Origin of the sequence: Saccharothrix obliqua, assembly GCF_019375475.1 — a bacterium.
GTDB lineage: Bacteria > Actinomycetota > Actinomycetes > Mycobacteriales > Pseudonocardiaceae > Actinosynnema > Actinosynnema obliqua.
This window is the reverse complement of record NZ_JAHXGQ010000008.1, coordinates 95189-108366: the sequence shown is the minus strand read 5'-3', so window position 1 is coordinate 108366 and position 13178 is coordinate 95189. Positions and strand designations below refer to the sequence as shown.

The window sequence follows — 13178 nt, the reverse complement described above, 5'->3', positions numbered from 1 at the left end:
GGGTGTCACGACGGATCGGTGTGCTGTCCGGTGTCCTCCTGGTGCTGGCGGTCGCGGCTCCGGCCGCGCGGGCCGCGGCGATCGACTTCGCGGGCGCGGTCGACGTGAACGGGTGCTCGGGGTCGCTGGTGCGGATGCCGGGATCGCGGGACGACGACCGCGCGCTGGTCCTCACCAACGGCCACTGCTACGACGGGCCGTGGCCGGTGCCGGACGAGGTCCTCGTCGACCAGCCGGCCGACCGCGCGTTCGACCTGCTCGACGGCGCGGGTGAGCCGATCGCCGCGCTGACCGCGACCAAGGCGCTCTACGTGACCATGACCGGGACGGACATCGCGCTGTACCAGGTGGCTTCGACCTACCGGGAGTTGGCGCGGGAGCACGGCGTCCGGCCCCGCACGGTGTCCGCCGAGCGACCGGCGCGGGGCGCGGATATCCGCGTGGTGTCGGGCAGCCTGCGCCAGATCTTCTCCTGCCGCGTCGACCACGTCGCGTATCGCGTGCTGGAAGCCGGTTACGTGACGAAGGACGTGCTGCGGTACGGCCCGGCGTGCAACACCGGGCCGGGGACGTCGGGTTCGCCGGTGGTCGACGCGGGCAGCGGCGACGTCGTCGCGATCAACAACACGAGCAACCGCGACGGCGGTCAGTGCACGGAGAACAACCCGTGCGAAATGGACCGCTACGGCGTCATCACGGTGCACAAGGGCATCGGCTACGGGACCCAGACGCACTGGCTGACCACGTGCGTCGCGGGTCACCGGCTGGACCTCGACCGGCGGGGCTGCCTGCTGCCACGACCCGATCCGCGGATCTAGTCGGTTCTCACCCGGACGCGGGAAGCCTGCCACCACCGGCTGAACATCCGTTTGCGCGTGCGTGCGCTGGGTAGTAGGTGATGCACAGGCTTTCCGCGTACCGAGGTGGGTGAGGGCATGGTCGAGGTGTCTGCCGTGGTGCCGACGACGGCGGATCGGGTGTTCGACGTGCTGGCCGACGGCTGGTCGTACGTGGGGTGGGTGGTCGGCGCCGCGCACATCCGCGAGGTGGACCCCGGCTGGCCGGACAAGGGCACGCGCATCCACCACAGCGTCGGCCCCTGGCCGTTGCTGGTGCACGACGTGACGACGGTGCGCGAGGTGGAACGGCCCCGGCTGCTGGAGCTGGAGGCCCGGCTGTGGCCGTTCGGCGCGGCGTTGGTGCGGTTGGAGCTGACGGAGGACGAGCCGAACTCGACGCGGATCACGATGACGGAGCGGGCGACGCGTGGGCCCGGGGTGGTGCTGCCGGAAGCGGTGCAGGCGTTGCTGCTGGTGCCGCGCAACCGGGAATCACTGCGCAGGCTGGCCGACCTCGCGGTGGGCAAGGACACCCGCGAGGTCTGACCACCTGCTCGGGCCGGCTCTGGCGGAGGGGCCGAGCACCGGCCGGGTGATCGGCCGCGCACGCGTGTCGGCGGGGGCCTCCGCCCTGGTTGGCGGGCCGACCACGTGCACACCGGCGCGCACGGGATGGCCGACCGCGTACGCGTGCCGGCGCCTGCGACCGGCGGGACGGCCGGCCGTTCACCCGTGCCGGTGGCGGTTCCCGCCTACGCGTGCTGGCTCTGGTGGGTGGGCCGGCCGAGCCGGAGGCGGCGGCGCGGGTGCAGGGGTGGCGCGGGTGCGTGGTGGTCGGCCCGCATGGCGTCGGCCAGTTCGTGCAGCACCTCGACCGCGCCGCGCCGCGGCTGCCAGCCGAGTTCCACGCGGGCGCGGGTGGTTTCGACCAGCGGCACCTCGTCGGCCAGTCGGAGCCACGCCGGGTGCAGTGGTTGCAGTCCCAGCCGCCAGGCCGCCCACGCCGGCGCGGACAGCACCGGGAGCGGCACCGGGAGGTGGACGCCGCCGAACGCCTCGGCCAGGGTCTGCGCGGGCAGGACGGGTTCGGCCGCCAGGTTGAACGCACCGCCCGCACGCCGCTCCAGCATCAGCCTGATGGCTCGGGCCACGTCGTCGGCGTGGACCAGTTGCAGCCGCAGGTCCCTCCACAGTGGAACCGGGAGCCACCGGCGGGCGAGCAGCGGTGTGGGCAGCAACGGGCTGAGCAGCCGGCTCGTCAGCTGGGTCGCGGCATCGCCCTGCCCCACCGCGCACGGCCGGAACCGGGTGACCAGAACGTCCGGGTGCGCGTGCTCGAACTCGTCGAGCCGCTTCTCCAACGCGGCTTTGCCCGCGCTGTAAGCGCTGTCGGCGATCCCGGTGCACGGCCAGTCCTCCGCGACGCGTCGCCACCGGTCGGCGGGTCCGTACGCGGCGATCGAGGACCCGCACACCACGTGCGGCACACCGGCCGCGACGACGGCGTCCAGCACGTTCCCGCTGCCCGACGCGTTGGTCCGGTCCATGGGCGGCTCGTCGGTGTTCGGGTCGATGGCCCACGCCAGGTTCACCACGGCGTCCGCGCCCTCGAACGCCCTGCGCAACGCGTGCGCGTCGGTCCCGACGTCGGCGGTGACCCAGCGGACCCCCGCGTACGGCTCCCCCGTGACGTCGGGCGGTCGCCGGGCCACGCCCACGACCTCCCAGTCCCGGGTGACGCGCAGCAGGGCGGTGCCGATGTTCCCGGACGCGCCGGTGATGACGACCTTCATGTTTCTCCGTCGACGATTCGGGCGGCGGCGCGGCCGGAGACGACCGCGCCCTCCATGCTGGACAGGAACCGCTGCCGGGTGTAGTCGCCCGCCAGCACCAGGCCCGGCACGGGTGTCCGCTGCCCGGGTCGGTCCCTCAGGTGGCCGGGTTCGAGGGACAGGAAGTCGTGGTGGAACCGCACGACCCGGTGCTGCCGGACGTGCCCGGCCAGGTCGAGGCCGATCCGGGCGGCGTCGCCGACCACCACCGCGGCGATCTCCTCGTCGGACCGGTGCAGGAACCGCTCGGGTGATTCCAGGATCACCGACAGCCGGCCGTCCGACGGGAACGTGGTGCGGGACTGCTCGCTGAAGCTCGCCAGCACCGTGCCCGGACCGAACGTCGTGCGGTCCACTTCGGTGCTCGGCCGGTCCAGTTCGAACTGGACGGTCACGGACGGCGTGGTCGGCGCGGCCAGCAACCGCGCGAACCACGCGTGCCCGCCCAGCGCGGGCCGGAGCAGCCGCTGGGCGTTGCCCAGGTCGGTCGCGAGGACGACGTTCGACGCGTGGATCACGCCTTCCGCCGTGCGGACGCCGGTGACCGCGCCGTCCACGACCTCCAGCCCGGTCACCTCGACCCCGGTGCGGACCTCGCCGCCCCGGGCGGTGATCGCGTCGGCGATCGGTTGGCACATCACGTCCGTCATGCCGCCGAGGAACGCGCCGAGCCGGACCTGGTGCACGCGTGGCAGCGCGGGCGCGAACAACCCGAAGAAGTTGGCCGCCGAGTACCGCTCCGGCGGCAGGAAGAAGATGCCCGCCGACAGCGGGACCAGCAGGTGCCGCAGCGCCCGGTCGGTGACCCGGAGGTGACGCGCGTAGTCGGCGAGCGCCCACTGGTCCAGCCGGTGGGGTGTCCGCAGGTAGGTGGCGAGCCCGGCGGCGAAGAACGGCGCCAGCGAGGCCAGGTCGAGCGGCGACAGCAGGTCCCACCGCGCCAGCGGCCCGAGCAGCGTCTTGAGCGGCTTGTGCAGCGGGGACGCGCCCAGCACCGCGCGCACGCCCTCCGGCGTGCGGATCTCCACCTCGTCCTCCCAGTGCACGACGCGGTCCAGCTCGCACCCCGCGCGCCGCAGCAGCGCGGGCAGCTCCGCGTAGAAGCCGAGCACCCGGTGCAGGCCGGACTCCACGCGCATCGACCGGTCGTCCCACGACGCCGTCCTCCCACCGACCACCGGCCCGGCTTCCAGGACCAGGACGCGGCGGTCCCGGTCGGTCAGCTCGAACGCGGCGGACAACCCGGCCAACCCGGCGCCGACCACGACCGTCTCCGTCATGGGCGACGGATACCCGCGGTTCGGGCTCCGACACGTCAGCCGTAGAGGACGCGGTGCAGCGCGTCCACCGCGGCGTGGTAGGCCGGGCCCGTCCAGCCGGCGCGGGCCAGCGCGGCACGCGCGGCGTTCGCGCCGGGCGCGCCGTGCACCGCGCCGCCGGGGTGCGCCGACGCGCTCGCGAGGTACAGCCGGTCGACCGGGGTGTCCGCGCGGCCCAGTCCCGGCACCGGCCGGAACACCAGTTGCTGGTGGATGCCCGCGGTGCCCGCGTTGATCGCGCCGTCGACCAGGCTCGGGTTGTGCTCCTGGAGTTCGCGGGGACCGGCGACGGACCGCCCGACGACGCGGTCCCGGAAGCCGGGCGCGTGCCGTTCGACGACCTGCTCGATCCGGTCCGCACGTCGCCGCAACCGGTCGGCCGACCAGCGGAGACCACGCGGCACGTGCGTGTACGCCCAGACCGACTCCGTGCCGGCGGGTGACCGCGACGGGTCGGCCGTCGTCATCTGGCCCATCAGCAGGAACGGCTGGTCCGGTATCCGGCCGCAGGCGAGGTCGGTGCTGATGTCGGCGAGCCCGTTGATGTCCGCGCCCACGTGCACGGTGCCCGCCGAACCGGCCGCGGGTGACGTCCACGGCACCTCGCCGGACAACGCCCAGTCGACCTTGATCGTGGCGTCGTCCCAGGCGAAGCGGTCGAGGTCGCGCGTGAACCGGCCGGGCAGGTGCTCGACGCCCACCAGGTCCCGGTACAGGGTCGGCGCGGGCACGTCCGCCAGCACCGCCCGCCGCGCCCGCACCAGGCCGCCCTCGGCGTCCCGCACGCCCATCGCCCGGCCACCGGCGACCAGGACGTCGGTCACCGGCCGACCGCACGCGATCCGACCGCCCTGCACGGTCAGCCGCCCCACCAGGGCGTCCGTCAGGCTGCCCGCGCCGCCCTCCGGCACCGGGAACCCGACGTCCTGACCGAGCATGGACAGCAGCCACCCGAACACGCCACCGGCCGCGTGGTCCGGTCCCAGGTCGGTGTGCATCGCGTTGCCCGCGATCAGGTCGCGCGCGCCCCGCCCGGCGAACCGCTCCACGCCGAACCGGCGGGCCGAGAGCACCAGGGACCTGGCGGTGCGGAGCAGGTCACCCGCGTCCACCGAGCGCACCAGCCGCCCGGCGGCCCGTACCGGCGGGAACGGGCGCGTGATCGCCTCCAGCAAGGGGTCCCGGAGGCGCTGCCAGCGCGCGAACTCGGCCCGCCACGCGTCACCGTCGGCGGGGTGGAACGCGGCCACCGACTCGGCCGTGCGGTCGACGTCGCGGGACAGCACCACGCACCGGTCGTCGGGCAGCACGTGCGCCAGCACCTCGGGCGCGTGCCGCCACCGCAACCCGAACCGCTCCAGCCCCAACTCGGCCAGCACCGGTGACGACACGCCGAGCGGGTAGAACGCGCTGCACAGGTCGCTGCGGAAGCCGGGTGCGGTGATCTCGGCCGTGCGCACGGCGCCGCCGGGCTCGGCGGCGGCCTCCAGCACCAGCACGTCCCAGCCCTCGTCGGCCAGCAGGTTGGCGGCCACCAGGCCGTTCGGCCCGGCCCCGATCACCACGGCGTCCACGACCTCGACGTCCCGCCCGACCGCCGCACTGGCCCCGCCCCTGGCGTGATCCGCTGTCATACCGACCGGAGTACCCGGGACCACCTGCTCCAACCGGCCCAGTGACACTGCTCTCCGATGGGGTGGCGCGAGTGGTACCGGGGGCGTGGGGGTGGACCGGCAGTGAGCGCGGCTGTGCGCGGTCACCCGGACGGGGTGGCAATTCGGGGCGACGTCCGACTCCTCGCCGTTCCCTGCTCCCGAACGCGGCGGGGAAGACCCGCGCGCACGTGCGAAAAGCCACCCTCCCGGGAGGACACGCGTCGACCACGAGTCCACTGTGGACCGCTCGCGCTGCTCGGCACATTGTATCAGCCGGAGGATGCTGCGTTCAGCTCTTGTTCCCCGATCCGCGGCGGCACTAGAACTGATCGTGCATTGACCAATTCAAGGGGGATTTGCATGATGTTGGTCAAGTTGTCGTTGCCTGCCCTGCTGGTGGTGGGGCTGGCCTCGCCGGTGGTCGCGGTCGCCGAACCGGTGACCACCGGACCACCGCCCGGTTGGGCGATCTCCGGCTCGGAGCTGACGTGGACGGCCGCCGAGCCGATCCCGCCGGGTGACGCCGCGATCGAGTTCTGGGACGGGGACCGGCGGCTCGGCGTGCCCGGCCCGTCCGCCGACCTGCGCACCTACACGTTGCCCGACGCCGACGTCCGGGGGGTGGACCGGCTCCAGGTGCGCAGTTCGGGCAGGCGGTTGGACGTCGTGGAACCGCCGGCGCGCCCGCTCGTCGCGCCTCCGCCGGTGGCCGCGCCGCTGCCGGTCGGCGCGGTGGATCCCGGTCGGCCCGGTCCGTTCCGGACCCGGGGTGGCGAGTACGCGTTGGACCCCGTCGAGGTTCCGGGTTACGCGACGCCGATCGAGATGCGGGCCGTGGTCGTCGCGCCGAAGGACGCCCCCGGTCGGCGGCCGTTGGCGTTGTTCCTGCACGGCAGGCACTTCACGTGCTACGACCCGGCCGACCCGGAGGAGATCCTGGGCGCTTGGCCGTGCCCGGGAGGCACGAAGCCCGTACCCAGCTACCGGGGGTACCTCCAGGCGCAGGAACTGTTGGCGTCGCAGGGATACGTGACGGTGTCCATCTCCGCCAACGGCGTCAACGCGCAGGACGCCCGTGATCCCGAGTCCGGTGCGGGTGCGCGGTCGGCACTGGTTCGCTCGCACCTGGCGAAGTGGGCCGATTGGGCGGGCTCGGGCCGTGCGTCCGCGCCGGAGGTCGTGCGCGCGTCACCGGTCGCGGACCTGTCGAAGGTGTTCCTGGTCGGGCACTCGCGTGGCGGCGAGGGCGTCAACCGGGCCGCCATCGACAGCACCACTCCCCCGCCGCCGGGCAGCGGTTACGACGGGCCGGTGCGTTGGCAGATCAAGGGCGACCTGCTGATCGGCCCGACCATCTTCGGCCAGAACGCGGCTCCGGACGTGCCTTCGGTGACGATCCTGCCGGGTTGCGACGGTGACGTGAGCGACCTCCAGGGCCAGATGTACCTGGACGCGACGCGAGGCGTCAGCCGGGGCACGGCACTGCACAGCGCGCTCTACTTCGTCGGCGCGAACCACAACTACTTCAACACCGAGTGGACACCGGGCCAGGCGGAGGCCCCGGCGTCCGACGACTTCGCGTCACCGCCGGTAGACGTCGTCTGCTCGCCCGGCACGCCGCACCGGCTCACCGCGGCACAGCAGCAGGCCGCCGGTGCGACCTACATCGCCGCCGCGGCACGGCTTTTCATCACCGGCGACCAGAAGGTCCTGCCACTGCTCGACGGCACCGGCGTCCGCGCACCCTCCGCCGACCCCGCCCGCGTGCTCAGCCACGCCCTCGGCGGCGCACGCACACCCCTCGTCACCCCCGACGACAACACCGAAGCCACCGGCACCGCACGGATGTGCGACCAGGTCACGCGCGACACCACGACGTCCTGCGTGCCGCCGGTCGAGTGGCGGGGTTCGCCGCACTTCACCAGGTTCTACGGGATCGTGCCGGAACCGGGTCGGCGGGCCGTGGCGCTGAGCTGGTCCGCCGGCGGGACGGCGGTGGTGCGGCCCGGTGGAGCGGTTTCCCTGGCGCGAGCCGAAGACCTCGCGCTGCGGCTGATCGTCCCGCCGAACTCCGAGAGCAGCCGGTTCGAGATCGCCATCACCGACGCCGCCGGGCGACGCGCACCGCTCGGCACCGCCACGCTCGACGGACTGCCCGCCACAGAGCGGATGTCGGCCCGCTGGGCGCAGGAAGTCCGCGTCCCCCTGCCCAGGCACGGCATCGACCTGCGTCAGATCACCGCACTGGAGATCAACACCAGCGGCGGCACCGGACAAGCCTGGCTCATCGACGCACACGGCCGCGCACCCGGACTGCCGGACGTCCGGCCGGTCGCGCTGCCGCGGGTCGACGTCGGGCAGATCAGCGTGCCGGAAGGCGATTCCGGCACGCGGACCGTCCAGGTGCCGGTCACCGTCGCCGGTGAGGGCGCGGGCGCGGTGCGGCTGTTCGTCCTCAACGAGTCCGGGCGCGAGTTCGCCCAGCAGCTCGTCACCCTCCAACCCGGACGGCACACCGTCGAAATCCCCATGCAGGTCACCGGGAACACCCGGTGGGGAGCCACGTTCCGGCGCATGGTGCTCGCGAAAGCCGTGCGGGGTACGGTCGCCGGTCGTCACTCGGGTGGCCTGACCGTGGTGGACGACGACCCGCAGCCGACGCTCACCATCACCCCGGTGGCCGACCCCGTCACCGAGGGCGGCGAGCTGAAGTGGCGGGCGACGCTGTCCGCTCCCGCCGACCTCAGCGTCGTCCGGCCCGGCTCGGTGGCACCGCCGGCCGAAGGACCGGAGCTGTCCACCACCGACGTCGACCCCGAGTGGTTCCGGTACAACTCCAGCGAGGAGAACCCGCTGCCGCCCCGGCCGCTGTCGAGCACGAGGGTGCGCGTCCTGCTCTACATCCCGCCGGGTGAGGTGAGCGCGGACATCGTGGTGCCCACGGTGCCCGACGCCGAGGTCGAGCCCGTCGAGAAGATCCGGGTGCGCATCCCGGCGGAGCCGTCGAGCCCCGGGTTCGAACTCACCGGCACCGTGACCGACGGTTCGTGACCGGACGGGCCGGGGTGGTTCGCACCGCACCTGTGACGGCGCGAACCACCCCGGCCCGGCACGCGGTCAGACGCCCGCGGTGGAGCGGATCCACGCCCGCGTCGCGGGCACGCTGCTGTACTGCTGCGTGGAAGACCCGTCCGCCGTGGAGGCGACCCCGACCTGGAGGCCGTTGAAGACCTGCGGGCCACCCGAGTCGCCGGACCACGCGTTGCCGTTGATCCGGCTCGTGCACAGCGCCTGGCCGCCGTAGTAGTCGCGGCAGACCGAGGTCATCCGCACGTCCGCGGTCTTGAGCTGCGGCGAGACCGGGCCGTTGCGGCTGGTGTAGCCCCAGCCGTAGATCTGGTTCGTGGTGCCGTTGGCCGGGTTGGCGTCGGCGAGCTTCGAGAACTGGCCGGCCTGGATGGGCGCGCTCAGCTTCAGCAGGGACTGATCGGCCTGCGGGTGGTTGACGTACTGGCTCACCGTGCCGCGCGTGCCCTGCTCGCGGTACACGTTGCCGACCTTGACGGTCAGGCCCGAGCCGACGCAGTGCTTCGCGGTGAGCACCCAGTCCGGCGAGATGATCGTGCCGGAGCAGGTGAACGAGCCGTTGCGGTAGATCGCCGCGGCCCACGGCGCGGACGTCACCGGTGTGCCGCCGATGATCAGGGGTGAGACGTCGTCACCGGCTCGTGCGCTCGCCGGTGGCGTGGCCACCGCGCACAGCAGTGCGCAGGCAAGGATGATGGCGCGCAAGGTGTTCTCCTCGTCCACTAGGCAGGGGGGACAAGCGAGAGTCAGGATGAGCGGCCGGTTCGCGGGTCGGAAACGGGGAATTCCCGCTCCCGCCGCAGCCGGGCCGCGAGCTGGGTGCGGTTGCGCACGCCGAGCTTGCGGTAGATCCGGGTCAACGCGCCCTCGACCGTCTTGACGCTGATGTTGAGCCGCCCGGCGACCTCGGGGTTGCCCGCGCCCTCGACGACCTCCCGCGCGATCCGCGCCTCGAACCCGGTCAACGCGGCCCCACCGGGTGTGTCGCCCAGCAGCGCGGCGGCTTTGGCGGCCCACCTCGGCGCGCCGCTGTCGGTGAACACCTCGCGGGCCCGTTCGAGCAGTTCGCGTGCCGAGCCGCGGCGCTTGCGACGGCGTTCCGCGATGCCCAGCGCCAGCAGGCCACGCCCGAGTTGCAGCGGTTGCCCCAGCTCGGTGTGTGCTTCCACCGCCGCCCGGAGCGACCGCTCGGCCCGGCCGTGGTCCTTGAGCGCCAAGCGGAGCATCCCGTCGGCGCGGTCGAGCGACGCCACCACGCCCCGCCGCCGGAGCCGCACCGCGCACGCCCGCGCGCCGCCGATCAACCCGGCGGCCTCCTCCAGCCGCCCCGCGGTGACGAGGGTTTCGGCGAGGTCCGCGCGTACCGCGAACACCGCCGGGTCCATCACGCCCACGTCCCGCTCGATCGCCACCGCCCGCCGCAGCGGCGGCAGCGCGGCCTCCGGGTCGCCCGCGCCCAACGCCGCCAGACCACGCGCGTGCAGGTTGCGTGCCAGGAACGAGTGGTCGCCGTCCGACTCGGCCCGCCGCGCGCCCCGGTCGGCCAGCGCGTCCGCCACCGCCGGGTCGCCGCCGTACGCCTCGGCGAGCGCGGCGCCGTAGAGGGCCGGCGCGAGGTCCGTCCCGGTGGTCTCCGCGACCCGCAGGCACTCGGTGGCCCGGCGCAGCGCGTGGTCGCACCGGCCCATCGCCACCCACACCTCGACGGCCGCCCACGTCATGCCGACCACCTCGGCGAGCGCACCCCGGTCGTCGGCGTGGTCGAGCAACGCCGTGAGGTGCTCGGCGGCGGACGGCAGCCGGTCGGCGAACAGGTCGAGCCTGGCCGCCGCCCACCGCGTCCCGACGTGGCCTAAGGCCAGGTGGTCCGGCGCGATGCGGCACGCCAGCTCCAGGGTGTCGACCGCGGTCGCGTCGCCCAGCGCGGCCTGGCACAGGGCGAGCGAGGACAGCGACCCGACCTCGGTGCGCAGGTCCCGGGCGGCCCTGGCGAGCAGCACGGCGTCGGCCAGGTGGCGTGCGGCGGCGCGGTAGTCGCCGCTCACCGCGGCGTGCCGGGCGAACCGGAACTCGGCGGGCGCCTCCAGGGCGGCCTCGCCCCTGGCGTGGGACAACGCCTCGCCCACCAGCCGATCCGCCGCGGTCCGGTCGTAGCCGAGCGCGTCGACCATCACCAGGCGGGCCCGGACCCGCTGGCCGCGGGGCACGGCGGGCGACCGCAGGACGGCGCGGGCCAGTTCGGTCGCCAGCCCCGGCCTGCCCGCGCCGAGCGCGTCACCCGCCGCACGCAGCCGGCGAGCCGCGACGCGGGACGGCGACCCGGGCGGGGTGCGGTCGGCGGCGAGCCCGCCCAGTTCGGCGGCCCGGTCCAGCGCTCCCCCGCGCCGGGCCGCCCGCGCGGCACGCAGCAGCGCCGCGGCGGTGGGCTCGTCGTACCCGGCCACCGAGTGCGCCCGGTGCCGCACCCTGTCCACCGGGTCGGCCACCAGCCCCGCGAGCCGGGCGTGTGCCGCGCGCACCTCGTCCGGCGGCACGACCAGCGGTATCGCGGCGGCCACCAGCGGCTGGCGGAAGTGCACGCGCCCGTCGTCGGCCACCCGCACCAGGTCGCAACCCGCGAGTTCCCCGGCCGCCGCCGGCCGTCCGCAGTGGACCAGCGTGCGGACGTCCGGGCGGTCGACCAGGGCGGCGAGCAGCAACGTGGCCCGCGTCCCGGCGGGTTGGGCGGCCAGCAGCTCCGCGACGAAGCGCCGCAGCCGCACCGGGACGACGCCCGGCGACCCGGCCAACTCGACGGCGTACCACGGGTTGCCGCCCGTGAGCCGCACGTCGACGTGGCCGTGCGCGGCCATCAACTCGGCGGTCGCCGCGGGCGTCAGCGGCGGCACCTCGACCACCTCACCACGCCAGGCCGCCCACGGTTCGCGGCTCGCGACCACCACCCGCCCCGCGGTCCTGGCCGCGGCGAACGCGAGGACGTCGGCCGACAACTCGTCCACCCACTGCCCGTTGTCCACGACCACCGGCCGGTCGGCCGCGCGGAGCGCGGTCAACACCGCCAGGCGCAACGCGAGCGGCTCGGGCTCACCCGCCCGGCGGCGCAGCACGCGGTCCAGCGCCTCCCGGCGCGGGGCGGGCAGGTCGACCCGGACGTCGGCGAACAGGTCGGCCAGCACCAGGCCGGGCACCCGCCGGTCGGCCTCGGCCGGGCGGCTCCGCGGCGCCGTGCCGGGAGGCGCGAGCACGTCCAGCAGTGCGGTCTTCCCGATACCCGCGGGACCACTCAGCAGCACGCCACCCCGCGCGAGCGCCGCCCGCGCGGTGACCAGCAGCTCCTCCCGGCCGAGAAGATCCATCCCGGCTCCGACCGTACTGCGTGCCGCAAGCCCGCGGAACGACGACCGGTGTCCTCAGTGGACACCGGCGGGCGGTTCACAGCCGGTGAACGAGCGGTGAATGTTCTCCGCCGTGCCGTGATTCCCGTCGAGGAGCCGCTGTTCGGACGCTGCTGCCGCTCGATTCCGCCGGGGTGGACCGGTGGTGAACGATCACACGTCGGCGCGGTGCACGCGGGCAGCCGTTGTCGGGGGTGCGCGACCTGCGCAGGGTGGGTGTCGAGCCGGCCGTCCCCCTGCGAATGGCCGGTGCCGGTTCCCTTCCTCCCCCTGCTAGGAGAAACACGTGGATCGGACATCCACCCGACGGGGCCTCCCCTGCCTGGTCGCGGTCACCCTCGCCCTCGCCACCACCGCGCTCACGCCGCCGGTGGCCGCGGCGGCCGGGGATCAGGGCGCCCCGCACGGGCTCATCAGGACCGAAGTGCACGACCAGGTCCGGGAGGTGCAGCCGCCGAGCGCGGCCCTGGCCGGTGTCACGCCGCAGGCGGCCAAGCGGCTGAACTACACGCAGCAGGTCCAGCAGCAGGACCAGTGGTGCTGGGCCGCGACCGGCGCCAGCATCGAACGGCTCCTCGGCAGCGCCGTCAGCCAGCAGGTGTTCTGCGCGGCGGGCAAGCACAGCGTGCCCGGCTACTGCCCCAACGAGGGCGCGGAGATCCCGGAGATCGTCGACGGCTTCCAGGGCACCGGGTTCCACGCCGAGGACGCCAACGGGCCGATCAGCTTCGCCTCGATCACCAAGCAGATCGACGCGGGCATCCCCAACCTCACCGGCATCTACTGGACCTCGGGCGGCGGGCACGCCGAGGTCGTCTACGGCTACGACTCGGCGAACCAGACCATCCTGGTCGGCGACCCGTGGCCGAGCTACCAGCGCTACCAGACCTGGTCCTACTCGCAGTACCAGCGCAACTCCCGGTTCACGTGGGGCGACACCATCGTGAACATCACCAAGGCCGGCTGAGGCGCACCGACCTGCCGGGAACCGGGCCGGTTCCCGGCAGGCCCGCCGTCCCACCGCCCCGCGGGCCGGTGGCCCGCCGACCGG

The 13178-nt window shown here is 74.3% G+C and carries 9 protein-coding genes; 4 read left to right on the top strand and 5 right to left on the bottom strand.

What is annotated here, in order from left to right:
* Window positions 1-2: 2 nt before the first annotated feature.
* Window positions 3-818, top strand: coding sequence for a trypsin-like peptidase domain-containing protein (locus KZQ38_RS24370; RefSeq protein WP_219444827.1), 816 nt, complete (start codon window positions 3-5; stop codon window positions 816-818).
* Window positions 819-935: 117 nt separating this feature from the next.
* Entirely contained in the window at window positions 936-1385 is a 450-nt protein-coding gene (locus KZQ38_RS24365) for an SRPBCC family protein (RefSeq protein WP_219444826.1), read from the top strand.
* A 206-nt stretch (window positions 1386-1591) separates the two neighbouring features.
* On the opposite strand, the gene KZQ38_RS24360 is transcribed toward KZQ38_RS24365, so the two are convergent.
* From KZQ38_RS24360 to KZQ38_RS24350, 3 genes are read right to left on the bottom strand one after another with little or no spacing between them, the layout of a single operon-like run.
* The gene (locus KZQ38_RS24360; RefSeq protein ID WP_219444825.1) at window positions 1592-2632 is read right to left on the bottom strand and encodes an NAD-dependent epimerase/dehydratase family protein; all 1041 of its coding nucleotides are present in this window, start codon (window positions 2630-2632) and stop codon (window positions 1592-1594) included.
* A complete protein-coding gene (locus KZQ38_RS24355) occupies window positions 2629-3951 on the bottom strand; it encodes a hydroxysqualene dehydroxylase (RefSeq protein WP_219444824.1) in 1323 nt (440 codons plus the stop codon). Before KZQ38_RS24355 ends, KZQ38_RS24360 begins: the two co-directional genes overlap by 4 nt.
* A 35-nt stretch (window positions 3952-3986) precedes the next feature.
* Window positions 3987-5624, bottom strand: a complete 1638-nt coding sequence (locus KZQ38_RS24350) for a phytoene desaturase family protein (protein WP_219444823.1) — start codon at window positions 5622-5624, stop codon at window positions 3987-3989.
* Window positions 5625-6005: 381 nt separating this feature from the next.
* On the opposite strand from KZQ38_RS24350, the gene KZQ38_RS24345 reads away from it, so the two are divergent.
* On the top strand, window positions 6006-8696 hold the full coding sequence (locus KZQ38_RS24345; protein ID WP_219444821.1) for an alpha/beta hydrolase family protein: 2691 nt from the start codon (window positions 6006-6008) through the stop codon (window positions 8694-8696).
* A gap of 66 nt (window positions 8697-8762) precedes the next feature.
* On the opposite strand, the gene KZQ38_RS24340 is transcribed toward KZQ38_RS24345, so the two are convergent.
* Both KZQ38_RS24340 and KZQ38_RS24335 read right to left on the bottom strand, forming a co-directional pair.
* Entirely contained in the window at window positions 8763-9437 is a 675-nt protein-coding gene (locus KZQ38_RS24340; RefSeq protein ID WP_219444819.1) for a S1 family peptidase, read from the bottom strand.
* 41 nt (window positions 9438-9478) lie between these two features.
* Window positions 9479-12088: a helix-turn-helix transcriptional regulator gene (locus tag KZQ38_RS24335; RefSeq protein WP_219444817.1), complete on the bottom strand. Its 2610-nt coding sequence runs from the start codon at window positions 12086-12088 to the stop codon at window positions 9479-9481.
* Between the two features lie 325 nt (window positions 12089-12413).
* Between KZQ38_RS24335 and KZQ38_RS24330 the strand changes: the two genes are divergently transcribed.
* Window positions 12414-13094: a papain-like cysteine protease family protein gene (locus KZQ38_RS24330; RefSeq protein ID WP_219444815.1), complete on the top strand. Its 681-nt coding sequence runs from the start codon at window positions 12414-12416 to the stop codon at window positions 13092-13094.
* The last annotated feature ends 84 nt before the right edge of the window (window positions 13095-13178 follow it).